Source organism: Stenotrophomonas sp. OVS01A, assembly GCF_019969775.1.
GTDB lineage: Bacteria > Pseudomonadota > Gammaproteobacteria > Xanthomonadales > Xanthomonadaceae > Stenotrophomonas > Stenotrophomonas indicatrix.
Map to the genome: position 1 here is coordinate 69,499 of NZ_JAHXYV010000001.1, position 26,518 is coordinate 96,016.

The window sequence follows — 26,518 nt, forward strand, 5'->3', positions numbered from 1 at the left end:
TGGAGAACACCATGAAAGACCTGCTCAACCTCTTCAACCAGCAGCGCCAGACGCTGGACTTCGACGCGATCAAGATCGCGCTGGCTTCGCCGGACCTGATCCGGTCGTGGTCCTTCGGCGAAGTGAAGAAGCCGGAAACCATCAACTACCGTACCTTCAAGCCGGAACGTGACGGCCTGTTCTGCGCCGCCATCTTCGGACCGGTCAAGGACTACGAGTGCCTGTGCGGCAAGTACAAGCGCATGAAGCACCGCGGCGTGGTCTGCGAGAAGTGCGGCACCGAAGTGACCCTGGCCAAGGTGCGTCGCGAGCGCATGGGCCACATCGACCTGGCCTCGCCGGTCGCGCACATCTGGTTCCTGAAGTCGCTGCCGTCGCGCATCGGCCTGATGCTGGACATGACCCTGCGCGATATCGAGCGCGTGCTGTACTTCGAAGCCTACGTGGTGACCGAGCCGGGCCTGACCGCCCTGGAGCGCCGCCAGCTGCTGACCGAAGAACAGTACCTGCAGGCCCGCCAGGAGCATGGCGACGACTTCGACGCCGCCATGGGCGCCGAGGCCGTGTACGAACTGCTGCGCACCATCGACCTGCAGTCGGAAATGACCCGCCTGCGCGAAGAGATCGCCAGCACCGGTTCGGAAACCAAGCTGAAGCGACTGACCAAGCGCATCAAGCTGATCGAAGCCTTCCTGGAATCGGGCAACCGTCCGGAGTGGATGGTCATGACCGTCCTGCCGGTGCTGCCGCCGGACCTGCGTCCGCTGGTTCCGCTGGATGGTGGCCGCTTCGCGACCTCCGATCTGAACGACCTGTACCGCCGTGTCATCAACCGCAACAACCGCCTGCGCCGCCTGCTCGAACTGAGCGCGCCGGACATCATCGTGCGCAATGAAAAGCGCATGCTGCAGGAATCGGTCGATGCGCTGCTGGACAACGGCCGTCGCGGCCGTGCCATCACCGGCACCAACAAGCGCCCGCTGAAGTCGCTGGCCGACATGATCAAGGGCAAGCAGGGTCGTTTCCGCCAGAACCTGCTCGGCAAGCGCGTCGACTACTCGGGCCGTTCGGTCATCGTGGTCGGTCCGTACCTGCGCCTGCACCAGTGCGGCCTGCCGAAGAAGATGGCGCTCGAACTGTTCAAGCCGTTCGTGTTCGCCAAGCTGCAGCGTCGTGGCCTGGCCACCACCATCAAGGCCGCCAAGAAGCTGGTCGAGCGCGAAGAAGCCGAAGTCTGGGACATCCTGGAAGAGGTCATCCGCGAGCATCCGGTGATGCTGAACCGTGCGCCGACCCTGCACCGTCTGGGCATCCAGGCCTTCGAGCCGGTCCTGATCGAAGGCAAGGCCATCCAGCTGCACCCGCTGGTCTGCACCGCGTTCAACGCCGACTTCGACGGTGACCAGATGGCCGTCCACGTGCCGCTTTCGCTGGAAGCCCAGCTGGAAGCGCGTGCGCTGATGATGTCCACCAACAACATCCTGTCGCCGGCCAACGGCGAGCCGATCATCGTGCCGTCGCAGGACGTCGTGCTGGGTCTGTACTACATGACCCGCTCGCTGGAAAACAAGAAGGGCGAGGGCATGGCCTTCGCCAACATCGCCGAAGTCAAGCGCGCCTACGACAACCGCGTGGTGGAACTGCACGCGCGCGTCAAGGTCCGCATCACCGAGGTGGTGACCGACGAGGAAGGCAACAAGCAGAGCAAGACCTCGATCGTGGATACCACCATCGGTCGCGCCCTGCTGGCTGAAATCCTGCCGGAAGGCCTGCCGTTCGCGCTGGCCAACACCGAGCTGACCAAGAAGAACATCAGCCGCCTGATCAACTCCAGCTACCGCCAGCTGGGTCTGAAGGACACGGTCGTGTTCGCCGACAAGCTGATGTACACCGGCTTCGCCTACGCGACCCGCGCCGGCGTCTCGATCGGCATCGACGACATGCTGATCCCGGACGAGAAGAAGGGCATCCTCACCGAGGCCGAAGCCGAAGTGCTGGAAATCCAGGAGCAGTACCAGTCGGGCCTGGTCACCGCCGGCGAGCGCTACAACAAGGTGGTCGACATCTGGTCGCGCACCAATGAGCGCATCGCCAAGGCGATGATGGACACCATCGGTACCGAGAAGGTCATCAATGCCAAGGGCGAGACCATCGACCAGAAGTCGATGAACTCCCTGTACATCATGGCCGACTCCGGTGCACGAGGCAGCCAGGCGCAGATCCGTCAGCTGGCCGGCATGCGTGGCCTGATGGCCCGTCCCGATGGCTCGATCATCGAGACGCCCATCAAGGCGAACTTCCGCGAAGGCCTGAACGTGCAGGAGTACTTCAACTCCACCCACGGTGCCCGTAAGGGTCTGGCCGATACCGCGCTGAAGACCGCGAACTCGGGTTACCTGACCCGTCGTCTGGTCGACGTGGCGCAGGACGTGGTGATCACCGAGGTGGATTGCGGTACCACCGAAGGCCTGATCATGACCCCGATCGTTGAAGGCGGCGACGTGGTCGAGCCGTTGAAGGATCGCGTGCTGGGTCGCGTGGTTGCCGAGGACGTGTTCCTGCCGGGCAACGACGAAGATCCGATCGTCACCCGCAACACCCTGCTCGACGAAGCATGGGTCGCCAAGCTTGAAGAGGCCAGCGTGCAGACCATCAAGGTCCGCTCGACGATCTCCTGCGAATCGGCCTTCGGCGTCTGCGCTCGCTGCTACGGCCGCGATCTGGCCCGTGGCCACCTGGTCAACATCGGTGAAGCGGTCGGCGTCATCGCCGCGCAGTCCATCGGTGAGCCGGGTACCCAGCTGACCATGCGTACGTTCCACATCGGTGGTGCGGCATCGCGAGCTGCTGCGGTCGACAACATCACCGTCAAGACCACCGGCTCGGTCAAGTTCAGCAACCTCAAGTCGGTTGCCCATGCCAACGGCTCGCTGGTCGCGGTGTCGCGCTCGGGTGAAATGTCGGTGCTCGATGCGCACGGCCGTGAGCGTGAGCGTTACAAGCTGCCGTACGGTGCGACCATCACCTCCAAGGACGGTGATGCGGTCAAGGCTGGCCAGACCGTGGCCAACTGGGATCCGCATAACCATCCGATCGTTTCGGAAGTGGCCGGTTTCATCCGCTTCATCGACTTCGTCGACGGCATTACCGTCATCGAGAAGACCGATGAGCTGACCGGCCTGGCGTCGCGCGAAATCACCGACCCGAAGCGCCGCGGCGCCCAGGCGAAGGATCTGCGCCCGATCGTCCGCATCGTCGATGGCAAGGGCAACGACCTGTCGATTCCGGGCACCGACCTGCCGGCGCAGTACCTGCTGCCGCCGCGCTCGATCGTCAACCTGCAGGACGGCGCTGCCGTCGGCGTGGGTGACGTGGTTGCCAAGATCCCGCAGGAAGCGTCGAAGACCCGCGACATCACCGGTGGTCTGCCGCGCGTGGCCGATCTGTTCGAAGCCCGCAAGCCGAAGGATCCGGCAGTGCTGGCCGAGCGTTCGGGCATCATCAGCTTCGGCAAGGACACCAAGGGCAAGCAGCGCCTGATCATCAAGGACACCGATGGTTCGGAGCACGAAGAGCTGATTCCGAAGTACCGTCAGGTCATCGTGTTCGAAGGTGAGCACGTGACCAAGGGCGAAACCATCGTCGACGGCGAGCCGAGCCCGCAGGACATCCTGCGTCTGCTGGGCGTCGAGCCGCTGGCCGCCTATCTGGTCAAGGAAATCCAGGACGTGTACCGCCTGCAGGGCGTGAAGATCAACGACAAGCACATCGAGGTGATCACCCGCCAGATGCTGCGCAAGGTCGAGATCACCGATCAGGGCAGCAGCAAGTTCCTGAACGGCGAACAGGTCGAGCGCCAGCGCGTCATCGAGGAAAATGCACGCCTGACCACCCGCAACGAGCTGATTGCTCGCTTCGATCCGGTCCTGCTGGGCATCACCAAGGCATCGCTGGCTACCGAATCGTTCATCTCGGCTGCTTCCTTCCAGGAAACCACCCGCGTGCTGACCGAGGCTGCCGTCCGCGGCACCAAGGACAACCTGCGCGGCCTGAAGGAAAACGTGATCGTCGGCCGTCTGATTCCGGCCGGTACCGGTCTGACCTACCACGCCAACCGCCGCCGCAATGCGAGCGGGCTGACGGACTCGGAAATGCAGACCCTGGCCGGCACCCCGGCAGCTGCACCCGCCGTGGCCGTGGCAGCACCGGAAGTGGTGGTGGAGTCGACCGACGCCGAGCAGGCCGAGGATTGATCGGCCGGTCCGGCTCAGGCCGGACCTCGATCGGGCAGGGGGCGGCCATCGGCCGGTCCCTGCTTCATGGTCCGGCTCCGTGCCGGACACGTATCACGCAGGACCCGCCTCGGCGGGATCTGCACTCGAGGGCCCAGGCCGCTGGTCTGTTCGCCGTCGATGAGGTAGGATGCCGCCCCGGCCCAGCGATGGGTCGGGCGACAACCTGAACGGGGGGCATGGAGAAGGCTCCCCTGTAACGGCCCTGGATCAGGGCTGGCTTGGCGCGTGCGCATTTGACCGCGTTTTCGCCAGGTTGCTACAATCGTCTGTCTCAGCAGGCCGGTCTTTCGCCTGCTCGCACATATCCGCATTCATGGCCGATTTTTTTCGGCCTCTCTCAGAAGAACATACTGATGGCGACGATCAATCAGCTTGTCCGCAAGCCGCGGCAGGCAACCACTTATAAGAGCGCCTCGCCGGCTCTCGAAAAGTGCCCCCAGCGCCGTGGCGTCTGCACGCGCGTTTACACCACTACTCCGAAGAAGCCGAACTCGGCCCTTCGCAAGGTTGCCAAGGTTCGCCTGACCAACCAGGAAGAAGTGATTTCCTACATCGGCGGTGAAGGCCACAACCTGCAGGAGCACTCCGTGGTCCTGATCCGTGGCGGTCGCGTCAAGGATCTGCCGGGTGTGCGTTACCACACCGTTCGTGGTTCGCTCGACGCCTCCGGCGTTGCCAAGCGTCGCCAGGGCCGTTCCAAGTACGGCGCCAAGCGTCCGAAGAGCTAAGGGAAAGCACACATGTCTCGTAAAGGTAATACGCCGCAGCGCGCAGTCCTGCCGGATCCGAAGCACGGAAGCGAAACCATCGCCCGTTTCATCAACATGGTGATGCTGAGCGGCAAGAAGTCGGTCGCTGAAAAGATCGTCTATGGCGCCATGGACGTGATCGGTGAGAAGAACCCGAATTCCGTCGAGCTGGTTCAGAAGGCTCTGGAAAACGTGGCTCCGTCGGTCGAAGTCAAGTCCCGCCGCGTCGGTGGTGCCACCTACCAGGTGCCGGTCGAAGTGCGCGCCTCGCGCAAGATGGCTCTGGCCATGCGTTGGCTGATCGACTCCGCGCGCAAGCGTGGTGAGAACACCATGCCGAAGAAGCTGGCCGCTGAACTGATCGACGCCTCGGAAAACCGTGGCGGCGCTATCAAGAAGCGCGAAGAAACCCACCGCATGGCCGAAGCCAACAAGGCATTCGCCCACTACCGCTGGTGAGTTTGACGGCCTTGTAAAACAGGCAGGGCAGCACCATCTCGGTGCTGCCTCGCGGCCCCAGAAGGGCTGCGCCAATCCGAAGGCCGCCGAAAGGCGGCGTTCGGCCATCCGAAATCCAAGAAATCTGAGAGGCTCCCCGTGGCCCGTTCCACTCCCATCGAGCGTTACCGCAATTTCGGCATCATGGCCCACATCGATGCCGGCAAGACCACCACGTCCGAGCGCATCCTGTTCTACACCGGCAAGAGCCACAAGATCGGTGAAGTGCATGACGGCGCCGCCACCATGGACTGGATGGAGCAGGAGCAGGAGCGTGGCATCACGATCCAGTCCGCTGCGACCACCGCGTTCTGGAAGGGCATGGACAAGTCCCTGCCGGAGCACCGCTTCAACATCATCGACACCCCCGGGCACGTCGACTTCACCATCGAAGTGGAGCGCTCGCTGCGCGTGCTCGACGGTGCCGTCTTCGTGCTGTGTGCCGTCGGTGGCGTGCAGCCGCAGTCGGAAACCGTGTGGCGCCAGGCCAACCGTTACAAGGTGCCGCGCATCGCGTTCGTCAACAAGATGGACCGCACCGGCGCCAACTTCACCAAGGTCGTCGGCCAGCTGAAGGCGAAGCTGGGTGCCAAGGCCGTTCCGATGCAGCTGCCGATCGGCGCTGAGGAAGGCTTCAAGGGCGTCGTCGATCTGCTGAAGATGAAGGCCATCCATTGGGATGAGGCTTCGCAGGGCATGAAGTTCGAGTACAGCGATGTGCCGGCCGACCTGCTGGCTGAAGCGACCGAAGCCCGTACCTTCATGATCGAAGCGGCTGCCGAAGCCAGCGAAGAGCTGATGGACAAGTACCTGGGCGGCGATGAGCTGACCGAGGCCGAGATCATCGAAGCCCTGCGCGTGCGCACCCTGGCGACCGACATCGTGCCGATGTACTGCGGCTCGGCGTTCAAGAACAAGGGTGTGCAGGCCATGCTGGACGGCGTGATCCAGCTGCTGCCGTCGCCGATCGACGTGCCGGACGTGACCGGTACCGACGTTGACGATGAAACCAAGGAAATGAGCCGCAAGTCTGACGACAAGGCTCCCTTCTCGGCCCTGGCCTTCAAGATCATCACCGACCCGTTCGTCGGCGCGCTGACCTTCTTCCGTGTCTACTCGGGCACGTTGAATGCAGGCGACCAGCTGCTGAACTCGGTGAAGGGCAAGAAGGAGCGCATCGGCCGCATCCTGCAGATGCACTCCAACAACCGTGAAGAAATCAAGGAAGTGCTGGCAGGCGACATCGCCGCCGCCGTGGGCCTGAAGGACACCACCACCGGTGACACCCTGTGCTCCATGGATCAGCCGATCATCCTCGAGCGCATGGTGTTCCCGGAGCCGGTCATCTCGATGGCCGTCGAGCCGAAGACCAAGTCCGACCAGGAAAAGATGGGTCTGGCACTGGGTCGTCTGGCCCAGGAAGATCCGTCGTTCCGCGTCAAGACCGACGAAGAATCCGGCCAGACCATCATCTCGGGCATGGGCGAGCTGCACCTGGACATCATCGTTGACCGCATGAAGCGCGAGTTCAACGTTGAAGCCAACGTCGGCAAGCCGCAGGTGGCTTACCGCGAAACGATCACCCTGTCGGACGTGAAGTCGGACTACAAGCACGCCAAGCAGTCCGGTGGTAAGGGTCAGTACGGTCACGTCGTGATCGAGCTGTCGCCGATCACCGATGCCGATCGTGCAGATCCGAAGATCGCCGCGGGTATCAAGGACGACTTCCTGTTCATCAACGACATCACCGGTGGCGTGATTCCGAAGGAATTCATTCCGTCGATTGAAAAGGGTCTGCGCGAAACCATCACCAACGGTCCGCTGGCTGGCTTCCCGGTCGTGGACGTCAAGGTGAAGCTGGTGTTCGGCTCGTACCACGACGTCGACTCCTCGGAAATGGCGTTCAAGCTCGCTTCCTCGATGGCCTTCAAGGAAGGCTTCCGCAAGGCCAAGCCGGTCCTGCTGGAGCCGATCATGAAGGTCGAGATCGTGACCCCGGAGGATTACCAGGGTGACGTGATGGGCGACGTGAGCCGTCGTCGTGGCGTTCTGCAGGGTTCTGATACCACCGGTGACGGTTCGGCCAGCATCATCAACGCGATGATCCCGCTGGGCGAAATGTTTGGCTACGCGACCTCGCTGCGTTCGCAGACCCAGGGCCGCGCCACCTTCACGATGGAATTTGACCACTACGAGCCGGCGCCGAACAACATCGCCGACGAAGTCATGAAGAAGTCCTGAGCGTAACGCTCAGGTCCTCCAAACCACTTACGAACTAAAAGGTAGAACGAAATGGCAAAGGGTAAGTTCGAGCGCACCAAGCCGCACGTCAACGTCGGCACCATCGGTCACGTCGATCATGGCAAGACCACGCTGACCGCCGCACTGACCAAGATCGGTGCCGAGCGCTTCGGTGGCGAGTTCAAGGATTACTCCGCGATCGACGCCGCGCCGGAAGAAAAGGCACGTGGCATCACGATCTCGACCGCGCACGTCGAGTACGAATCCACCGTTCGTCACTACGCCCACGTCGATTGCCCGGGCCATGCTGACTACGTCAAGAACATGATCACCGGTGCTGCCCAGATGGACGGCGCGATCCTGGTGTGCTCGGCCGCTGACGGCCCGATGCCGCAGACCCGCGAGCACATCCTGCTGTCGCGTCAGGTCGGCGTGCCGTACATCGTCGTGTTCCTGAACAAGGCCGACATGGTTGACGATGCCGAGCTGCTGGAACTGGTCGAAATGGAAGTCCGCGAGCTGCTGAGCAAGTACGACTTCCCGGGCGACGACACCCCGATCATCTCGGGTTCGGCCCGCCTGGCGCTGGAAGGCGACCAGAGCGACATCGGCGTGCCGGCCGTCATCAAGCTGGTCGAGGCGCTGGACACCTGGATCCCGACCCCGGAGCGTGACGTCGACAAGGCGTTCCTGATGCCGGTCGAAGACGTGTTCTCGATCTCGGGCCGTGGCACCGTGGTGACCGGTCGTATCGAGCGCGGCGTGATCAAGGTCGGCGAAGAAATCGAAATCGTCGGCATCCGTCCGGTGCAGAAGACCACCGTGACCGGCGTGGAAATGTTCCGCAAGCTGCTGGACCAGGGTCAGGCAGGCGACAACGCCGGTCTGCTGCTGCGCGGCACCAAGCGTGACGACGTCGAGCGTGGCCAGGTTCTGGCCAAGCCGGGTTCGATCAAGCCGCACACCAAGTTCGACGCCGAAGTGTACGTGCTGTCGAAGGACGAAGGCGGCCGTCACACCCCGTTCTTCAAGGGCTACCGTCCGCAGTTCTACTTCCGTACCACCGACATCACCGGTGCGGTCGAGCTGCCGGAAGGCGTCGAGATGGTGATGCCGGGCGACAACGTGAAGATGGTTGTCACCCTGATCAACCCGGTCGCCATGGACGCCGGCCTGCGCTTCGCCATCCGCGAAGGTGGCCGTACCGTCGGTGCTGGCGTGGTTGCCAACATCCTCGAGTAATCTGCTAGACTCTGCGCCCCGATGTTGCCTGGGTAGGGCATCGGGGCGTATCAAACGGGAAAGTAGGCACAGGATGTGCCTTGTGTTCCCCGGACCAGGAAGGGTCGATGCCATTCAGGCGGCGTCAACAGGAGACTGTTGACAGCTGCCTTGCGTGCCATTATGCTTCTCCGTCTGGGCAGGCCGGTTTCACGGGTCTGCCTCTGCATTTGGGGTCTACGGATTGACCTTGTCGGCCTGCGGGAATGCGGGCCGTCTGTATTCAGGGATTTCATGGGGCAAAGCAACCCAGAGGCTTTGTCTGTCGCTCTTTTATCGAAGGAACCTACCGCCATGGCGGACCAAAAGATCCGGATCCGGCTGAAAGCGTTCGATCATCGTCTGATCGACCGTTCGGCCAGCGAGATCGTTGAGACGGCGAAGCGGACCGGCGCGCAAGTGCGTGGCCCGATCCCGCTGCCGACCAAGATCGAGCGTTACACCATCCTCGTCTCCCCGCACGTCGACAAGGACGCGCGTGACCAGTACGAGACCCGCACGCACAAGCGCGTGCTCGATATCGTTGACCCGAATGACAAGACCGTGGACGCGCTGATGAAGCTCGAACTGGCTGCCGGCGTCGACGTTCAGATCAAGCTGACCTGAGGACTACGACCATGACGAAGAAGTATTCGTTGGGCTTCGTGGGCCGCAAGGCTGGCATGAGCCGCGTGTTCACCGAAGATGGCCGTTCCATCCCGGTGACCCTGATCGAAGCAACCCCCAACCGCATCGCGCAGATCAAGACCGTCGAAACTGACGGCTACAGCGCCGTGCAGGTGACCGTCGGTGCGCGTCGCGCTGCCCTGGTCAACAAGCCGGAAGCCGGCCACTTCGCCAAGGCGAAGGTGGAAGCGGGTCGTGGCCTGTGGGAATTCCGCGTTGAAGACGCCCAGCTCGGCGATTTCGCCGTCGGTGGCGAAGTCAAGGCGGACATCTTTGAAGTCGGCCAGATCGTCGACGTCCAGGGTGTCACCAAGGGTAAGGGCTTCCAGGGCACCATCAAGCGCTACAACTTCCGTATGGGTGACGCTACCCACGGCAACTCGCTGTCGCATCGCGCGCCGGGTTCGCTGGGTCAGCGCCAGACGCCCGGCCGCGTGTTCCCGGGTAAGAAGATGTCCGGTCACATGGGCGCCGTGCAGCAGAGCACCCAGAACCTGGAAGTTGTCAAGGTCGACGTCGAACGCGGTCTGATCGCGGTTCGCGGCGCCGTTCCGGGCGCGGCGGGTGGCGACGTGATCGTCCGTCCGGCGAGCAAGGCATAAGGAGAGATGACGATGGAACTCGTTATCACGGGTAGCAATAACAAGGTCTCGGTCTCCGACGCCGTGTTCGGTCGCGATTTCAGCGAAGATCTGGTTCACCAGGTCGTCGTTGCTTACCGCAACGCCGGTCGCGCCGGCACCAAGGCGCAGAAGACTCGCTCCGAAGTGGCAGGTACCACCAAGAAGTCGAAGAAGCAGAAGGGCGGCGGCGCGCGTCATGGCGCACTGACGGCTCCGATCTTCGTCGGCGGCGGTGTCACCTTCGCGGCAAAGCCGCGCAGCTTCGAGCAGAAGGTCAATCGTAAGCAGTACCGTGCCGCCATGTGCGCGATCCTGTCCGAGCTGAACCGTCAGGGCCGTCTGACCATCGTGGAGTCCTTCGATGTCGAAGCGACCAACACGAAGGCTCTGATCGCCAAGCTGGCCGGCCTGGAAGTGGGCAAGCGCCCGCTGATCGTCACTGAAGAAGCCTCCGAGCACCTGTACCTGTCGGCTCGCAACATTCCCTACGTGGAAGTGCGTGACGTCCAGGGCCTGGATCCGGTGTCGCTGGTCGGTGCCGACACGGTCGTCATCACCGCTGACGCGGTCAAGAAGGTCGAGGAGTGGCTGGCATGAACAGCAACGAAAAAATCTTCAGCGTGCTGCTCGCCCCGCGTGTCTCCGAAAAGACCGCGCGCCTGCAGGAACTCTCCAATCAGTACGTCTTCGAAATTTCGAACGAAGCCACCAAGGCCGATGTAAAGGCCGCGGTTGAGCAGCTGTTCGACGTCAAGGTCGAAGCAGTCAACGTGGTCAACGTCAAGGGCAAGAACAAGTCCTTCCGTAACCGTGCTGGCCGCCGCGGCGATTGGCGCAAGGCGTACGTTCGCCTGGCCGACGGCCAGTCGATCGATGTAACGGCCAAGGCCTGAGGTACATCCCATGCCATTGATGAAATTCAAGCCCACTTCTCCCGGTCGCCGTTCGGCCGTGCGCGTGGTTACTCCCGACCTGCACAAGGGCGCTCCGCACGCTCCGCTGGTCGAGTCGCAGAGCCGTTCCGGTGGTCGTAACCACCACGGCCGCATCACCGTGCGTCACGTCGGTGGTGGCCACAAGCAGCACTACCGCCTGATTGACTTCAAGCGCAACAAGCTGGGCATCCCGGCGCGCGTGGAACGCATCGAATACGATCCGAACCGCACCGCGCACATCGCCCTGCTGTGCTACGTCGACGGCGAGCGTCGCTACATCATCGCCCCGAAGGGTCTGAAGGCTGGTGATCAGGTGATCGCTGGTTCGGATGCTCCGATCAAGGCGGGCAACACCCTGCCGCTGCGCAACATCCCGGTCGGTACCACCATCCACTGCATCGAGCTGAAGCCGGGCAAGGGCGCTCAGATCGCTCGCGCTGCAGGTGCTGCCGTGCAGCTGGTTGCTCGTGAAGGCATCTACGCCACCCTGCGCCTGCGCTCGGGTGAGATGCGCAAGGTTCCGGTTGAGTGCTGCGCGACCATCGGCGAAGTCGGCAACGACGAGCACAGCCTGGAAAAGCTGGGCAAGGCCGGTGCCAAGCGCTGGCGCGGCGTCCGCCCGACCGTTCGTGGTGCTGCCATGAACCCGGTTGACCACCCGCACGGTGGTGGTGAGGCGAAGGCCGGCCAGGGTAACCCGCATCCGGTCACCCCGTGGGGTGTTCCGACCAAGGGTTACAAGACGCGCCATAACAAGCGCACTCAGCAGTTCATCGTCCGCGATCGTAGGGGCTAATCGACCATGGCACGTTCACTCAAGAAGGGCCCGTTTGTCGATCACCACCTGGTTGCTAAGGTGGCTGCCGCTGCGGGTAGCAAGCGTCCGATCAAGACCTGGTCGCGTCGTTCGATGATCCTGCCTGACATGGTAGGCGTCACCATTGCCGTGCATAACGGCAAGAACCACATCCCGGTTCTCGTCAACGAGAACATGGTCGGCCACAAGCTCGGCGAATTTGCCATCACCCGGACCTTCAAGGGTCACGGTGGTGACAAGAAGTCGGGCAAGTAAGGAGAGATGACAATGGAAGCGAAAGCCATCCTGCGCACCGCGCGCATCTCCCCGCAGAAGGCACGTCTGGTCGCTGACCAGGTGCGCGGTCTGCCGGCCGAGCGTGCCGTCAACCTGCTGAAGTTCTCGGACAAGAAGGCTGCCCACCTGATCAAGAAGGTGGTGGAGTCGGCTATTGCAAATGCCGAGAACAACCAGGGCGCCGACGTCGACGAGCTGAAGGTTCAGACCATCATGGTAGATGAAGGTCCGACCCTGAAGCGTTTCATGGCGCGGGCGAAAGGCCGCGGTACCCGCATCCTCAAGCGCACCAGCCACATCACTGTGGTTGTGGGCGCCGCCAAGTAAGCGGATAAGGAAAAGACCATGGGTCATAAAGTTCATCCGATTGGTATCCGCCTCGGCATTTCCAAGGACTGGAACTCCAAGTGGTACGCCAACAAGGCCGAGTTCGCTGGTTACCTGGCAGCCGACCTGAAAGTGCGCGAAATGCTGCGCAAGAAGCTGGCGCAGGCCGGCATCAGCAAGATCCTGATCGAGCGTCCGGCAAAGACCGCTCGCGTGACGATCCACACGGCCCGTCCGGGCGTGGTGATCGGCAAGCGCGGTGAGGACATCGAGAAGCTGCGCAAGGAAGTGAGCGAGATGATGGGCGTCCCGGCGCACATCAACGTCACCGAAGTGCGCAAGCCCGAGCTGGACGCACAGCTGGTTGCCGAATCGATCGCGCAGCAGCTGGAGCGTCGCATCATGTTCCGCCGCGCAATGAAGCGCTCGGTCGGCAACGCGATGCGCCTGGGTGCCCTGGGCATCAAGGTCAACGTGGGTGGCCGCCTCAACGGTGCAGAAATCGCCCGTTCGGAGTGGTACCGCGAAGGCCGCGTGCCGCTGCACACGCTGCGTGCCGACATCGACTACGGCTTCGCTGAAGCCAAGACGACCTACGGCATCATCGGCATCAAGGTCTGGATCTACAAGGGCGAGGTCTTCGATTTCTCCCAGGTTGGCCAGGAAAAGCAGGACGACACCCCGTCGCGCAACGATCGTCATGATCGCGGCGACCGCGGTGACCGTCAGCGCCCGGCTCGTGAAGCGAGGTAACGACAATGTTGCAACCCAAGCGAACCAAGTACCGCAAGGTGCACAAGGGCCGTAACGAAGGCCTCAGCTGGAGCGCAAACGCTGTCAGCTTTGGCGAGTACGGCCTGAAGGCAACCGCCCACGGTCAGCTGACCGCGCGTCAGATCGAAGCGGCTCGCCGTTCGATCAGCCGCTACGTGAAGCGCGGCGGCAAGATGTGGATCCGAGTGTTCCCCGACAAGCCCATCACCAAGAAGCCCATCGAAGTTCGAATGGGTTCGGGTAAGGGCAACGTGGAATACTGGGTGGCCCAGATCCAGCCCGGCCGCATGATCTATGAAATCGAGGGTGTTACCGAGGAAGTGGCACGCGAGGCGTTCCGCCTGGCCGCTGCCAAGCTCTCGGTCACCACCACTTTCGTGACCCGGACGGTGCGCTGATGGATATCAAAACTCTCCGTGAAAAGTCGGCTGACGACCTCAAGGCCCACCTGATCGACCTGCGTAAGGAACAGTTCTCTGTCCGTATGCAGCAGGTCACCGGCCAGCTGCCGAAGACACACGACATCCGCCGGGTGCGTCGCGAAATTGCTCGCGTCAAGACCCTGCTCGGCAGCACGAAGTAAGGATGGCCGCTATGAGCGACAATACTGAAAACAAAGCGCTGCGCACGGTCGAAGGCCGTGTCGTCAGCAACAAGATGGACAAGACGGTTACCGTCCTGGTCGAGCGTCAGGTCAAGCACGCACTGTACGGCAAGTACATCAAGCGCTCGACGAAGCTGCACGCCCACGATGCCGACAACGCCTGCAAGGAAGGCGATGTCGTCCGCGTGACCGAGATTGCTCCGATGTCCAAGACCAAGAACTGGCGCGTGGTGGAAGTCATCACGCGTGCGGCTGAATAAGGAGTCTGAATCATGATCCAGATGCAGAGCTACCTTGACGTCGCCGACAATTCTGGTGCCAAGCGAGTGATGTGCTTCAAGGTGCTGGGTGGTTCCAAGCGCCGTTACGCCGGCATCGGCGACATCATCAAGGTCACCGTGAAGGATGCGATTCCGCGCGGCAAGGTCAAGAAGGGTGAAGTGTATGACGCCGTCGTGGTGCGTACCCGCAAGGGTGTGCGTCGCGCCGACGGCTCGCTGATCCGCTTCGACGGCAACGCCGCCGTTCTGCTTAACAACAAGCAGGAGCCGATCGGGACCCGTATCTTCGGGCCGGTGACTCGTGAACTTCGTTCGGAGAAGTTCATGAAGATCGTCTCGCTCGCTCCCGAAGTGCTGTGAGCGACAGGAGATAATCATGGCTAACCGTATCAAGAAGGGCGACCAGGTTGTCGTCAACGCCGGCAAGGACAAGGGTAAGCAGGGCGAAGTCGTCCGCGTCGATGGCGACCGTCTGGTCGTCGCCAACGTGAACATCGTCAAGCGCCACACCAAGCCGAACCCGCAGGCAGGTGTTGCCGGCGGCGTGGTCGAGCGTGAAGCGTCGATCCATATCTCCAACGTGAATGTGCTGAACCCGGCTTCGGGCAAGGGCGAGCGCGTTGGCTTCAAGGTGCTGGAGGATGGACGCAAACTGCGTGTGTTCCGCTCCAGCGGTGAGGCGCTCGACGCCTGAGGAATGAGAAGATGACTTCCCGTCTCGAAAAGTTTTACAAGGAAGAAGTGGTGCCGGCGCTGATGAAGCAGTTCGGTTACACCAATTCCATGCAGGTGCCGAAGCTGGTCAAAGTCACCCTGAACATGGGTGTCGGCGAAGCGGCCACCAACAAGAAGATCCTGGAAAACGCCGTCGGCGACATGACCAAGATCTCGGGCCAGAAGCCGATCGTCACCAAGTCGCGTATCTCGGTGGCATCGTTCAAGATCCGTGATGGTTGGCCGATCGGCTGCAAGACCACGCTGCGTCGCCACAAGATGTACGAGTTCCTGGACCGCCTGATCAACATCTCGCTGCCGCGCGTGCGCGACTTCCGTGGTGTTTCCGGTCGTTCCTTCGACGGTCGCGGCAACTTCAACATGGGTGTGAAGGAACAGATCATCTTCCCGGAAATCGACTTCGACGCTGTCGACGCGATCCGCGGTATGGATATCGCCATCACCACCACTGCGAAGACCGACGCGGAAGCGAAGGCGCTGCTGGCAGCGTTCAAGTTCCCGTTCCGTAACTGATTCGTCGAGGAAACCGAAATGGCAAAGACCTCCATGGTCAACCGCGACATCAAGCGGAAGAAGCTGGCTGAAAAGTTCGCTGTCAAGCGTGCTGCTCTGAAGAAGATCGTGTCCTCCCCGGATGCGAGCTACGAAGAGAAGATCGAGGCCGCCACCAAGTTGTCGAAGCTGCCGCGCGATTCGTCGCCGAGCCGCCATCGCAACCGTTGCGAACTGTCTGGGCGCCCGCGTGGCGTGTACAGCAAGTTCGGCCTGGGTCGCAACAAGCTGCGTGAAGCCACCATGCGTGGCGACGTTCCGGGCCTGCGCAAGGCCAGCTGGTAACCCCAGCCGGTCCTGCCAGCGAGGGCTCCCCCCGGGGGGCTTCGCAGCCGGGGAGGGGAGGCGTTCAGCTTTCCCTCTGCAAAAAAACCGAAGAGCCCGACGCAAGTCGGGCTCTTTTGGCGTATACTCCCGCGTCTTGCTCTGCGCAACGCGTAGGGGTAGGGGGCCTGGCCCGTTTCCAGGAGACAACAGATTTTCGCGAAAGCGGATATCGGTGCACTCAAAGGTACTCATATGAGCATGACTGATCCCATCGCCGACCTGCTGGTCCGCATCAAGAATGCGGCAGCGGTTGGCAAGCAGACGGTGAAAGCCCCGTCGTCCAAGATCAAGGTTGCGATCGCCCAGGTCCTGAAGGACGAGGGTTACATCGCCGACCTGCGCGTGACCGCGCTCGAGAACAACAAGTCCGAGCTGGAAATCGTGCTGAAGTATTTCGAAGGCAAGCCGGTCATCGCGACCCTGAAGCGCTTCTCGCGTTCGGGCCTGCGCCAGTACCGCGGCAAGAGCGAACTGCCGAAGGTCATGAACGGCCTGGGCATTTCCATCATTTCCACTTCCAAGGGCATCATGACTGATGCGCAGGCGCGCCAGTTGGGCGTCGGCGGCGAAGTCCTGTGCTTCGTGGCCTAAGGCGAAAGGAGTAGACCATGTCCCGTGTAGCCAAGAAGCCGATCGACCTGGGTAAGGTTGAACTGAACGTCCAGAACGACAACGTCATCGCCAAGGGCCCGAAGGGCACCCTGTCGCTGGCCAAGCCGGCTGGCATCAACATCAATGTCGAAAACGGCGTTGCCACCCTGAGCACCGACAACGTGGAGCTGATCCCGCTGACCGGTACCGTCCGCGCCATCCTGTCCAACATGGTCAAGGGTGTTTCCGAAGGCTTCGAGCGCAAGCTTGAGCTGGTCGGCGTGGGTTACCGTGCCGCGATGCAGGGCAAGGACCTCAGCCTGTCGCTGGGTTACTCGCACCCGATCGTGTTCGTGGCGCCGGAAGGCATCACCATCACCACCCCGACCCAGACTGAAATCCTGGTGCAGGGCGCTGACAAGCAGGCCGTCGGTGAAGCTGCCGCCAAGATCCGTGCGTTCCGCAAGCCGGAGCCGTACAAGGGCAAGGGCGTGAAGTACTCCGACGAAGTCATCATTCGCAAGGAAGCCAAGAAGGCCTAATTAGGACCTTCCGCTTTCCAGGGAAAAAGATCATGAACAAGAACATCGCCCGCCTGCGTCGCGCCAAGTCGACCCGTGCCCACATCCGTGTGCTCGGTGTGGCCCGCCTGTCGGTGCTGCGCACCGGCCAGCACCTGTATGCACAGGTCTTCACCGCTGACGGCTCGAAGGTGCTGGCTGCCGCCAACACCACCCAGGCCGACATCAAGGAAGGCCTGAAGAACGGCAAGAACGCCGATGCCGCCGCCAAGGTTGGCCGCATCGTCGCTGAGCGTGCCAAGGCCGCCGGCGTCGAGAAGGTTGCCTTCGATCGTTCGGGTTACCGTTACCACGGCCGCATCAAGGCCCTGGCTGACGCTGCCCGCGAAGCCGGCCTGCAGTTCTAAGGGATCAGGGCAGGGGACTCCGGTCCCCATGCCCGCCTGCTCGCCAGCCTGAGTGAGGCTGGGCGGCGCCGCTCTTCTGCAGCGGCCCACCGCAACAACGCACCACTCCACAACCATAAGCGGCCTCGAGCCGTACATAACCCAACAACCAAGGAATAAACATGGCAGAAGAACGTCAGCAGCGGGGTCGCGATCGCGACCGTAACCGCGAAGAGAAAGTCGATGACGGCATGATCGAAAAGCTGGTCGCGGTCAATCGCGTCAGCAAGACCGTCAAGGGTGGCCGTCAGTTCACCTTCACCGCCCTGACTGTTGTCGGCGACGGCGAAGGCAAGGTCGGTTTCGGTTATGGCAAGGCACGCGAAGTGCCGGTCGCCATCCAGAAGTCGATGGAGCAGGCTCGCAAGAACCAGGTCACCGTCGATCTGAACAACGGCACCCTGTGGCACACCATCAAGGATGGTCACGGCGCAGCGCGCGTGTTCATGCAGCCGGCTTCCGAAGGTACCGGCGTCATTGCCGGTGGTGCCATGCGCGCCGTGCTGGAAGCAGTTGGCGTGAAGAACGTGCTGGCCAAGGCCACCGGTTCGCGCAACCCGATCAACCTGGTGCGTGCCACCGTGAAGGGCCTGACTGCAGCGCAGTCGCCGGCTCGCATCGCGGCCAAGCGCGGCAAGAAGGTGGAGGATCTCAACCATGGCTAATGAAACCAACAAGACCGTCAAGGTCCGTCTGGTTCGCGGCCTGCGTGGTGCCCAGGCGCGTCATCGCCTGTCGGTGCGTGCGCTGGGTCTGGGCAAGCTCAACGATGTGCGTGAACTGAAGGACAGCCCGCAGGTTCGCGGTCTGATCAACAAGGTCCACTACCTCGTCAAGGTTGAGGAATAATCCAATGACCATGCATCTGAATGAATTGAGCCCGGCACCGGGCGCTCGTAAAGAGCGTACCCGCGTCGGTCGCGGTATCGGCTCCGGCCTGGGCAAGACCTGCGGCCGCGGCCACAAGGGTTCGTTTGCCCGTAAGGGTGGCGGCAAGATCAAGGCTGGCTTCGAAGGCGGCCAGACCCCCATGCAGCGTCGTCTGCCGAAGATCGGCTTCCGTTCGCCGATCGCCAAGGACACCGCTGAAGTGCTGCTGTACCAGCTGGACAAGCTGCCGGCCGGCGAGATCGACTTCGCTGTCCTGCGTGCTGCCAAGCTGGTCCCGAGCACTGCCAAGAAGGCCAAGGTCGTCGTCAAGGGCGAAGTGACCAAGGCGTTCACCCTGAAGGGTGTTGCTGCCACGGCCGGTGCCAAGGCTGCGATCGAAGCTGCCGGCGGCAGCGTAACGGAGTAAGAGAATCATGGCGCAAGCTGGCATCGGTAACCTCGCGGGCGGAATGGGCAAGTTCACTGAACTTCGCCAACGTTTGCTGTTCGTCGTCGGGGCTTTGATCGTCTATCGCATCGGCTGCTACGTGCCGGTGCCGGGCGTCAATCCCGATGCCATGCTTGCCATGATGCAACAGCAGGGCGGCGGCATCGTGGACATGTTCAACATGTTCTCGGGCGGCGCCCTGCACCGTTTCAGCATTTTCGCGCTGAACGTGATGCCGTATATCTCGGCATCGATCGTGATGCAGCTGGCTGTGCACATCTTCCCCGCCTTGAAGGCGATGCAGAAGGAAGGTGAGTCCGGCCGCCGCAAGATCACCCAGTATTCGCGCATCGGCGCTGTGCTGCTCGCAGTGGTGCAGGGCGGTTCGATCGCGCTGGCGCTGCAGGGCCAGGTGTCGCCGACCGGTGCACCGGTCGTGTACATGCCGGGCATGGGCTTCGTGCTCACTGCCGTGGTCGCACTGACCGCCGGCACCATGTTCCTGATGTGGGTTGGTGAGCAGGTGACCGAGCGCGGCATCGGCAACGGCGTCTCGCTGATCATCTTCGCCGGTATCGTGGCGGGCCTGCCGGGTGCGGTCATCCACACCTTCGACGCCTACCGCGACGGCAACATCCAGTTCATCCAGCTGCTGCTGATCGCCATCGTCGTGCTCGCCTTCACCTTCTTCGTGGTGTTCGTCGAACGCGGTCAGCGCCGGATCACGGTGAACTACGCGCGCCGCCAGGGCGGTCGCAACGCGTACATGAACCAGACCTCGTTCCTGCCGCTGAAGCTGAACATGGCCGGCGTCATCCCGGCGATCTTCGCCTCGAGCCTGCTGGCCTTCCCGGCCACCCTGGCCATGTGGTCCGGCCAGGCTGCCAACCAGAGCACCTTTGGCCAGACCCTGCAGAAGGTCGCCAATGCCCTGGGTCCGGGCGAGCCGCTGCACATGATCGTGTTCGCTGCGCTGATCACCGGTTTCGCGTTCTTCTATACCGCGCTGGTGTTCAACTCGCAGGAAACCGCCGACAACCTGAAGAAGTCGGGCGCGCTGATTCCGGGTATCCGTCCGGGCAAGGCCACCGCCGACTACATCGACGGCGTGTTGACCCGACTGACTGCTGCCGGTTCGGCTTACCTGGTGATCGTCTGCCTGCTGCCGGAACTGATGCGCACGCAGCTGAACGCCTCGTTCTATTTCGGCGGTACCTCGCTGTTGATCGTGGTGGTGGTGGTGATGGACTTCATCGCCCAGGTGCAGGCGCACCTGATGTCCCACCAGTACGAGAGCCTGCTGAAGAAGGCCAACCTGAAGGGCGGCAACCGCGGCGGTTTTGCTCGCGGCTGATTAGCCTGTTATACTTTCGTCTTCCTGACGTGATGGTCCTCCGCTTCGCGGACTCTGGCCACACAAACGAAGGGCGGCCCCCGCAGCGGTTCCGGGTGGGGGTGTGATGAGGTGGTCCCGCGCTGGAGTAGCGCGGGCGGCCCGGGAGGCAACTCCAGGTCCAACCCCATCCGGCGCCGGAGCCTGGGCACACTCCCCGGGCCGGGTTCATGAAACCTCTGGTTTCACGGGCTTCCAAGTAAACCGGAACCTTGTTAGTATCACTGGTTCACTTTTTTGATCCATCCTGCCGGATCGGCGTGCCTTGAGCGCGCTGTCGGCCATCACTCAGCTGGAGAACCGCGTCATGGCGCGTATTGCAGGCGTCAACCTGCCAGCCCAGAAGCATGTCTGGGTCGGGTTGCAAAGCATTTACGGCATCGGCCGTACCCGTTCGAAGAAGGTCTGCGAAGTCGCAGGCGTCACTTCGACCACCAAGATCCGCGATCTGTCGGAGCCGGAAATCGAGCGCCTGCGCGCCGAAGTCGGCAAGTACATCGTGGAAGGCGATCTGCGCCGTGAAATCGGTATCGCGATCAAGCGCCTGATGGACCTGGGCTGCTACCGCGGCCTGCGTCACCGTCGCGGTCTGCCGCTGCGTGGCCAGCGCACCCGTACCAACGCCCGCACCCGCAAGGGCCCGCGCAAGGCGATCAGGAAGTAAGGGACATATAAATGGCTAAGCCTGCTGCTAAGACCAAGAAGAAGATCAAGCGCGTCGTCACCGACGGCGTTGCCCACGTCCACGCTTCGTTCAACAACACCATCGTGACCATCACCGACCGTCAGGGCAACGCTCTGTCGTGGGCGACCTCCGGTGGCGCTGGCTTCCGCGGTTCGCGCAAGTCGACCCCGTTCGCAGCCCAGGTGGCTGCCGAAAAGGCCGGTCGTGCTGCGCTGGACTACGGCGTGAAGTCGCTGGAAGTCCGCATCAAGGGTCCGGGTCCGGGCCGTGAGTCGGCCGTGCGTTCGTTGAACAACGTCGGCTACAAGATCACCAACATCATCGACGTGACGCCTATCCCGCACAACGGGTGCCGTCCGCCGAAGAAGCGTCGCGTCTAAAGGGAGCGATAAGAAATGGCTCGTTATATCGGTCCTACCTGTAAGCTCGCCCGTCGCGAAGGCGCCGACCTGTCCCTGAAGAGCCCGGCGCGTGCGCTGGACTCCAAGTGCAAGTTGGAGCAGAAGCCCGGCCAGCATGGCGCCACTGCCCGCAAGGGCAAGCTGTCCGACTACGCTACCCAGCTGCGTGAAAAGCAGAAGGTCAAGCGTATCTACGGTCTGCTGGAGCGTCAGTTCCGCAACTACTACAAGAAGGCCTCGACCAAGAAGGGCAACACCGGCGAGAACCTCCTGCAGCTGCTGGAAACCCGCCTGGACAACGTTGTCTACCGCATGGGCTTCGCCGTGACCCGTCCGGCTGCCCGTCAGCTGGTGTCGCACCGCGGCGTCACCGTGAATGGCAAGTCGGTCAACCTGGCCTCGTACCAGGTCAAGGCTGGCGACGCCATCGCCCTGTCTGAAAAGGCTGCCAAGCAGCTGCGCGTCCAGGAAGCCCTGACCGTCGCCGCCCAGCATGACCTGAGCCCGTCGTGGGTTGAAGTGGATTCCGGCAAGTTCTCCGGCATCTTCAAGGCTGTTCCGGATCGTTCGGATCTGCCTGCGGACATCAACGAAGCGCTGATCGTCGAGCTGTATTCGAAGTAATTCACATTGGAGAGCCCCCGGCGACGGCCGGGGGTTCACTAGGAGAACCCGCAACATGACGGTTACCGCCAACCAGGTTCTGCGTCCTCGCGGTCCGCAGATCGAACGCATTACCGACACCCGTGCAAAGGTCGTTATCGAACCTTTGGAGCGGGGTTACGGGCATACGCTGGGTAATGCCCTGCGTCGCGTGCTGCTGTCGTCCATCCCGGGCTTCGCCATCACGGAAGTCGAAATCGACGGCGTGTTGCATGAGTACACCACGGTCGAAGGTCTGCAGGAGGACGTGCTGGAAGTCCTGCTGAACCTGAAGGACGTGGCCATCCGTATGCACTCCGGCGACAACGCGACTCTGTCCCTGTCCAAGCAGGGTCCGGGCGTTGTCACCGCTGCCGACATCAAGGTCGACCACAATGTGGAGATCCTGAACGGCGACCACGTGATCTGCCACCTGACCAAGGACACGGCAGTTAACATGCGTCTGAAGATCGAGCGTGGTTTCGGCTATCAGCCGGCAGCTGCGCGTCGTCGTCCGGACGAAGAAACCCGTGCCATCGGCCGTCTGGTCCTGGATGCCTCGTTCTCGCCGGTCCGCCGTGTCGCCTATGCCGTGGAAGCGGCTCGTGTCGAACAGCGCACCGACCTGGACAAGCTGGTCATCGATATCGAGACCAACGGCACCATCGACGCCGAAGAAGCAGTGCGTACCGCTGCCGACATCCTCAGCGATCAGCTGTCGGTGTTCGGTGACTTCACCCATCGCGACCGCGGTGCGGCGAAGCCGGCCAACAACGGCGTGGATCCGGTGCTGCTGCGCCCGATCGACGATCTGGAGCTGACCGTGCGTTCGGCCAACTGCCTGAAGGCCGAGAGCATCTACTACATCGGCGATCTGATCCAGAAGACCGAAGTCGAGCTGCTGAAGACCCCGAACCTGGGTAAGAAGTCGCTCACCGAGATCAAGGAAGTGCTGGCCCAGCGTGGCCTGTCGCTCGGCATGAAGCTGGAGAACTGGCCGCCGGCCGGCGTCGCCAGCCACGGCATGCTGGGCTGATACCGCCTTTCTGCAAGACCGCATGGCCCCGTCGGCAACGACGGGGCCATTGCACCAAGGCAACACCGCCACGACGAACGAAGGTTCGCGGGCAGGTCGTCCAGGACGGATGGCCAGGACCAACCGCAGTCCGAGCAGCAGCGCCAGGAAGGCGACAACGATCCGCAAAGCCACATCATTAACCAAGGAATATCACCATGCGTCACCAGAAATCCGGCCGTAAGTTCAGCCGTACCAGCGCCCACCGCGAAGCGATGTTCAAGAACATGGCCGCCTCGCTGTTCAAGCACGAGCTGATCAAGACCACCCTGCCGAAGGCCAAGGAACTGCGCCGCGTCGCCGAGCCGCTGATCACCCTGGCCAAGGTCGACTCCGTCGCCAACCGTCGTCTGGCCTTTGCCCGCCTGCGCGACAACGAAGCCGTCGGCAACCTGTTCACCATCCTGGGCCCGCGCTACGCGAACCGTCCGGGCGGTTACCTGCGCCTGCTGAAGTGCGGCTTCCGCGCCGGCGACAACGCGCCGATGGCCTACGTTGAGCTGGTTGACCGTCCGGTCGTGGCTGAAGCCGTCGAAGAGTAATCGACGCGCGACACCCGTCATTCGGTGAAGAACCCGGCCTCGTGCCGGGTTTTTCCGTTTCTGGGCGACGGATGGAGATCCACGCCGGGCGTGGATGATCCCGCATGTTGCGGCGCGCGCGCCGGCGTGTTCCGACGGGCGCGACGTTGTGGCGGTTCGAACGGCGCGCACTCTCGGTTACGCTTGCGGTCCGTACTACACGAGCGTTGCCGATGAATCCTCTGCGCTGGCCTTTCCGCGCCCAGTTCCTGTTGGGCTTCCTGATCTGCGCGGGCCTGCTGGGCTACGCGATTTTCCTGCAGCTGAAGATGGGGCTGGAACCGTGTCCGCTGTGCATCTTCCAGCGCCTGGCGTTCGCGGCCCTGGGCCTGCTGTTCCTGATCGGCGCCCTGCATGGGCCGTCCAACCGTCCGGGGCGGGCGACCTACGGCATCCTCGCGTTCATCGCTGCCGCCGTGGGCGTAGGCATCGCCGCGCGCCATGTCTACGTGCAGATGCTGCCGCCGGAAATGGGGGCGACCTGTGGCCCGCCGCTGGCCTTCCTGCGCGAGACCATGGGGCCGCTGGAAGTGTTCCGCACCGTGCTGACCGGCACCGGCAACTGCGGCAACATCGACTGGACGTTCCTTGGTCTGACCATGCCGATGTGGTCGGGCGTGTGGTTCGTGCTGCTGGCGCTGTGGGCGCTGGTGGTATCGCTGCGCAAGGTCAAGCACTGAGCCAGTCCGGAGCCACGCATGGCGTGGCTCTACTGTTTTCCGGTAGTGCCGGCCGCTGGCCGGCAGTCGGCGCTACCTCAAAAATCCTGCTGCAGGCTCAGATAGGCGCCGCGACGTGGTCCCCACTGCGGTGCGAACACGCCAATGCCGCCGCCATCGCGCAGCTGGTAGCTTCGGTCCAGTGTGTTGAGTACGGCCAGTTGCACATGCAGCGGATGACCGGTGTCGGCGTTGAAGTCATGCGCGGCGCTGAGATTGACCTGCAGGTACGACGGTAGTTCGCCGCCATTGGGCACGCCCTCGATGTCCGAACGCAGGCCGCTGCCGTACACGTAGTTCGCACCGACCCGATTGTGGCCAGCGAACGCATAGCTGACGCCGCCGGAAGACGTCAGCTTCTGGTCGTGGTCCAGATGGATCCAGTTCTGTTGCACGTAGGCCAGTGCATCCGGATCGAGGTTGTACTGGCTGGTGATGACCTGGGTGCCCATGGCCTTGTTGTAGGCCGCGTTGAAGTACGCGCTGATCGGTCCGTTGCTGTAGTCGGCGCTGAACTCCAGACCATGGATGTGGCCGCGGCGATAGTTGAAGGTGGAATAGATGTAGGCGGCGCCGAACTGGCCTTCGTCCTGCAGGCGGTGCACGCGTCGGTCGTAGGCATCCAGGCCGAGGGTGAGGTGGTCGCCGACCTGCTGTGACACGCCGATATCGTAGTAGTCACTGCGCTCGGACAACGGCGTGTTGCTGCCATTGGCGGGTTGCTGGTTGCTGGTGCCATCGAACAGGGCAAGATCGCTGCCGGCAACCAGTTCGCTGGCGGGCGGGGTGAAGTAGCGCGAATAGCCGGCGTGCACGGTGGTGCTGTCGCTGGCGTTCCAGACCACGCCCAGACGTGGGCTGAGCTGGCCCTCGGTGTGACCGAAGGCCTTGAAGCGGTCGCCGCGCAGGCCGTAGTTGACGGTCCAGTCATCGCCGATCCGCCACTCGTCCTGCACGTACAAGGCTGCGGTGCTGGCGTGGAAGGCATTGCGGTCCGGGATCAGCTGCGGCGTGGTGCTCGTCTGCCGCCCATCGGCGTTGACCGGGAAGACCCAGCTGCTGTTGTTGGCGGCGGCGTGTTCGTAGTTGCCATACAGGCCATAACGCAGGGTGTGGTTATCGCCCAGGGGGGTGGAGAAATCGGCCTGCAGGGTGTTGGCGCGGTTGCTGCGCCGGACCTGCGAGGCGACGCCGCTGAACACCAGGTCGCCCACGACGTCCGGATTGAAGGCCACATCGCTGTAGCGCTGGCCGGCCGAGAGCTGGTACGCGGTCTGGCCAAGCGTGCCCTGCAGCACCAGCATGCCGAAGCGGGTGGTCTCGCGCTGGGTTTCGTCCAGCTGGCTGGAATCGAAGGTGGTGGTGTCCAGGTAGCCGAACTGCGGGGTCTGTCCCGGGTTGACCGGGATCTGGAAGCGGTTGTTGGCAAAGCCGGCGAACACGCTCAGGCGGGTGCTGTCGTTGACCAGATAGGTCAGGTCGGCAAAGGCCTTCCCCTGGTGGGTGTCGTCATGCAGCGGCCTGCGTGCGCTGGTGGGGTTCTCCAGCCCGACCTCGTTCTGGTCGTAGTTGCCGGTCAGGAACCAGCTCCAGCGGCCCTGGTTGCCCCACCAGGAGGCGTTCGGGTTGACCTTGCCGAACGAACCGGCGGTGATGCCAGCGCTGCCGCCGTTGCCCAGCTCGGCGCCACTGCGGGTGGTGATATCGACCACCGCGGCGGTGCGTTCACCGAACTGCGCCGGCAGCGCACCATCCATCAGGCGGATGCTCTTGATGGTGCGGGCATCCAGGGTCTGGCCGAAGCCGGAGATCGATTCGGGCAGCAGTACGCCGTTGATGCGGTACTGCAGGTTGGCGTGGTCGCCGCGCACGTGGACGCCGCCGTAGGAGTCCTGGACCACGCCCGGGGCCTGCAGCAGCACCTGGCTGAGCGGGGCGGAGGCGCCCAGCGGCTGCTTCTGGATGTCCTCGGCGGTGATCTGGTACTGGCTGCTGCCGATGTCCGGTGACAGGGCGTTGCGGGCCTGGTCGAGCTGAGCACTGACGGTGACTACGTCGAGGTCCTTGACCACAGCCGCGCTGGCAGCAGTGTCGGCGGCAAGCACGGGTTGGCTGGTGAGGATCAGGGCGAAGGTGATGGCGGTGGTGAGCAGGGAGGGCTTCAT

34 protein-coding genes are annotated in these 26,518 nt (G+C 62.8%); 33 read left to right on the forward strand and 1 reads right to left on the reverse strand.

The features are described from left to right. Positions 1–11 precede the first annotated feature (11 nt). The 33 genes from rpoC (at position 12) to LC407_RS00480 (ending at position 24,314) form a co-directional block, all read left to right on the forward strand. Positions 12–4,253, forward strand: coding sequence for a DNA-directed RNA polymerase subunit beta' (gene rpoC / locus LC407_RS00320; RefSeq protein ID WP_223481995.1), 4,242 nt, complete (start codon positions 12–14; stop codon positions 4,251–4,253). 395 nt (positions 4,254–4,648) lie between these two features. Then, positions 4,649–5,023: a 30S ribosomal protein S12 gene (gene rpsL / locus LC407_RS00325; protein WP_025879344.1), complete on the forward strand. Its 375-nt coding sequence runs from the start codon at positions 4,649–4,651 to the stop codon at positions 5,021–5,023. A gap of 12 nt (positions 5,024–5,035) precedes the next feature. Next, positions 5,036–5,503 carry a 30S ribosomal protein S7 gene (gene rpsG, locus LC407_RS00330; protein ID WP_025879343.1) on the forward strand — a complete coding sequence of 156 codons (468 nt, stop codon included), beginning with the start codon at positions 5,036–5,038 and terminating at the stop codon, positions 5,501–5,503. A 138-nt stretch (positions 5,504–5,641) separates the two neighbouring features. After that, positions 5,642–7,783 carry an elongation factor G gene (gene fusA / locus LC407_RS00335; RefSeq protein ID WP_025879342.1) on the forward strand — a complete coding sequence of 714 codons (2,142 nt, stop codon included), beginning with the start codon at positions 5,642–5,644 and terminating at the stop codon, positions 7,781–7,783. 51 nt (positions 7,784–7,834) lie between these two features. Beyond that, entirely contained in the window at positions 7,835–9,025 is a 1,191-nt protein-coding gene (gene tuf, locus LC407_RS00340; protein WP_032977440.1) for an elongation factor Tu, read from the forward strand. Between the two features lie 333 nt (positions 9,026–9,358). Continuing rightward, positions 9,359–9,670 carry a 30S ribosomal protein S10 gene (rpsJ, locus tag LC407_RS00345; RefSeq protein WP_010341589.1) on the forward strand — a complete coding sequence of 104 codons (312 nt, stop codon included), beginning with the start codon at positions 9,359–9,361 and terminating at the stop codon, positions 9,668–9,670. Between the two features lie 11 nt (positions 9,671–9,681). Continuing rightward, complete coding sequence (gene rplC / locus LC407_RS00350) at positions 9,682–10,332, forward strand: 50S ribosomal protein L3 (protein ID WP_025879301.1); 651 nt, start codon at positions 9,682–9,684, stop codon at positions 10,330–10,332. A gap of 12 nt (positions 10,333–10,344) precedes the next feature. Then, complete coding sequence (gene rplD, locus LC407_RS00355) at positions 10,345–10,950, forward strand: 50S ribosomal protein L4 (protein ID WP_025879302.1); 606 nt, start codon at positions 10,345–10,347, stop codon at positions 10,948–10,950. Beyond that, complete coding sequence (rplW, locus tag LC407_RS00360; RefSeq protein ID WP_025879303.1) at positions 10,947–11,246, forward strand: 50S ribosomal protein L23; 300 nt, start codon at positions 10,947–10,949, stop codon at positions 11,244–11,246. The genes rplD and rplW overlap by 4 nt, the downstream gene beginning before the upstream one ends. A gap of 10 nt (positions 11,247–11,256) precedes the next feature. Then, on the forward strand, positions 11,257–12,084 hold the full coding sequence (rplB, locus tag LC407_RS00365) for a 50S ribosomal protein L2 (protein ID WP_025879304.1): 828 nt from the start codon (positions 11,257–11,259) through the stop codon (positions 12,082–12,084). Positions 12,085–12,090: 6 nt separating this feature from the next. After that, the gene (gene rpsS / locus LC407_RS00370) at positions 12,091–12,360 is read left to right on the forward strand and encodes a 30S ribosomal protein S19 (RefSeq protein ID WP_004145340.1); all 270 of its coding nucleotides are present in this window, start codon (positions 12,091–12,093) and stop codon (positions 12,358–12,360) included. Between the two features lie 12 nt (positions 12,361–12,372). Next, positions 12,373–12,708, forward strand: a complete 336-nt coding sequence (gene rplV / locus LC407_RS00375) for a 50S ribosomal protein L22 (RefSeq protein WP_004145348.1) — start codon at positions 12,373–12,375, stop codon at positions 12,706–12,708. Between the two features lie 18 nt (positions 12,709–12,726). Continuing rightward, positions 12,727–13,461: a 30S ribosomal protein S3 gene (gene rpsC, locus LC407_RS00380; RefSeq protein WP_004145350.1), complete on the forward strand. Its 735-nt coding sequence runs from the start codon at positions 12,727–12,729 to the stop codon at positions 13,459–13,461. A 5-nt stretch (positions 13,462–13,466) separates the two neighbouring features. Then, a complete protein-coding gene (gene rplP, locus LC407_RS00385) occupies positions 13,467–13,880 on the forward strand; it encodes a 50S ribosomal protein L16 (protein WP_025879305.1) in 414 nt (137 codons plus the stop codon). Further along, complete coding sequence (rpmC, locus tag LC407_RS00390) at positions 13,880–14,065, forward strand: 50S ribosomal protein L29 (RefSeq protein ID WP_025879306.1); 186 nt, start codon at positions 13,880–13,882, stop codon at positions 14,063–14,065. The genes rplP and rpmC overlap by 1 nt, the downstream gene beginning before the upstream one ends. An 11-nt stretch (positions 14,066–14,076) precedes the next feature. After that, entirely contained in the window at positions 14,077–14,346 is a 270-nt protein-coding gene (gene rpsQ, locus LC407_RS00395) for a 30S ribosomal protein S17 (RefSeq protein ID WP_004145355.1), read from the forward strand. 12 nt (positions 14,347–14,358) lie between these two features. Beyond that, on the forward strand, positions 14,359–14,727 hold the full coding sequence (gene rplN, locus LC407_RS00400) for a 50S ribosomal protein L14 (RefSeq protein ID WP_025879307.1): 369 nt from the start codon (positions 14,359–14,361) through the stop codon (positions 14,725–14,727). A gap of 16 nt (positions 14,728–14,743) precedes the next feature. Further along, a complete protein-coding gene (rplX, locus tag LC407_RS00405) occupies positions 14,744–15,061 on the forward strand; it encodes a 50S ribosomal protein L24 (protein WP_025879308.1) in 318 nt (105 codons plus the stop codon). Positions 15,062–15,072: 11 nt separating this feature from the next. Continuing rightward, a complete protein-coding gene (gene rplE, locus LC407_RS00410) occupies positions 15,073–15,615 on the forward strand; it encodes a 50S ribosomal protein L5 (RefSeq protein ID WP_025879309.1) in 543 nt (180 codons plus the stop codon). 18 nt (positions 15,616–15,633) lie between these two features. Next, positions 15,634–15,939: a 30S ribosomal protein S14 gene (gene rpsN, locus LC407_RS00415; RefSeq protein WP_032977438.1), complete on the forward strand. Its 306-nt coding sequence runs from the start codon at positions 15,634–15,636 to the stop codon at positions 15,937–15,939. A 234-nt stretch (positions 15,940–16,173) separates the two neighbouring features. After that, positions 16,174–16,572, forward strand: coding sequence for a 30S ribosomal protein S8 (gene rpsH / locus LC407_RS00420; RefSeq protein ID WP_025879311.1), 399 nt, complete (start codon positions 16,174–16,176; stop codon positions 16,570–16,572). A gap of 17 nt (positions 16,573–16,589) precedes the next feature. Then, entirely contained in the window at positions 16,590–17,114 is a 525-nt protein-coding gene (gene rplF / locus LC407_RS00425) for a 50S ribosomal protein L6 (protein ID WP_099782946.1), read from the forward strand. A gap of 32 nt (positions 17,115–17,146) precedes the next feature. After that, positions 17,147–17,500, forward strand: coding sequence for a 50S ribosomal protein L18 (gene rplR / locus LC407_RS00430; protein WP_025879313.1), 354 nt, complete (start codon positions 17,147–17,149; stop codon positions 17,498–17,500). Between the two features lie 161 nt (positions 17,501–17,661). Further along, positions 17,662–18,204 carry a 30S ribosomal protein S5 gene (rpsE, locus tag LC407_RS00435; protein WP_025879314.1) on the forward strand — a complete coding sequence of 181 codons (543 nt, stop codon included), beginning with the start codon at positions 17,662–17,664 and terminating at the stop codon, positions 18,202–18,204. After that, positions 18,197–18,388: a 50S ribosomal protein L30 gene (gene rpmD, locus LC407_RS00440; RefSeq protein ID WP_025879315.1), complete on the forward strand. Its 192-nt coding sequence runs from the start codon at positions 18,197–18,199 to the stop codon at positions 18,386–18,388. Before rpsE ends, rpmD begins: the two co-directional genes overlap by 8 nt. 4 nt (positions 18,389–18,392) lie before the next feature. Continuing rightward, on the forward strand, positions 18,393–18,836 hold the full coding sequence (rplO, locus tag LC407_RS00445) for a 50S ribosomal protein L15 (protein ID WP_025879316.1): 444 nt from the start codon (positions 18,393–18,395) through the stop codon (positions 18,834–18,836). A gap of 7 nt (positions 18,837–18,843) precedes the next feature. Continuing rightward, a complete protein-coding gene (gene secY / locus LC407_RS00450) occupies positions 18,844–20,211 on the forward strand; it encodes a preprotein translocase subunit SecY (RefSeq protein ID WP_025879317.1) in 1,368 nt (455 codons plus the stop codon). A 346-nt stretch (positions 20,212–20,557) separates the two neighbouring features. Further along, positions 20,558–20,914 (forward strand): 30S ribosomal protein S13, encoded by a 357-nt coding sequence (rpsM, locus tag LC407_RS00455; protein ID WP_025879318.1) that lies wholly within the window; start codon positions 20,558–20,560, stop codon positions 20,912–20,914. Between the two features lie 11 nt (positions 20,915–20,925). Further along, complete coding sequence (rpsK, locus tag LC407_RS00460) at positions 20,926–21,315, forward strand: 30S ribosomal protein S11 (protein WP_004145443.1); 390 nt, start codon at positions 20,926–20,928, stop codon at positions 21,313–21,315. A gap of 15 nt (positions 21,316–21,330) precedes the next feature. Continuing rightward, on the forward strand, positions 21,331–21,960 hold the full coding sequence (gene rpsD, locus LC407_RS00465; protein WP_025879319.1) for a 30S ribosomal protein S4: 630 nt from the start codon (positions 21,331–21,333) through the stop codon (positions 21,958–21,960). Between the two features lie 55 nt (positions 21,961–22,015). Further along, positions 22,016–23,014 (forward strand): DNA-directed RNA polymerase subunit alpha, encoded by a 999-nt coding sequence (gene rpoA, locus LC407_RS00470; protein WP_025879320.1) that lies wholly within the window; start codon positions 22,016–22,018, stop codon positions 23,012–23,014. Positions 23,015–23,211: 197 nt separating this feature from the next. Beyond that, positions 23,212–23,595, forward strand: a complete 384-nt coding sequence (rplQ, locus tag LC407_RS00475) for a 50S ribosomal protein L17 (RefSeq protein WP_025879321.1) — start codon at positions 23,212–23,214, stop codon at positions 23,593–23,595. Between the two features lie 212 nt (positions 23,596–23,807). Then, a complete protein-coding gene (locus tag LC407_RS00480) occupies positions 23,808–24,314 on the forward strand; it encodes a disulfide bond formation protein B (protein ID WP_025879322.1) in 507 nt (168 codons plus the stop codon). A gap of 77 nt (positions 24,315–24,391) precedes the next feature. Here LC407_RS00480 and LC407_RS00485 read toward each other — a convergent pair whose 3' ends face one another. Continuing rightward, on the reverse strand, positions 24,392–26,518 hold the full coding sequence (locus LC407_RS00485) for a TonB-dependent receptor (RefSeq protein WP_223481996.1): 2,127 nt from the start codon (positions 26,516–26,518) through the stop codon (positions 24,392–24,394).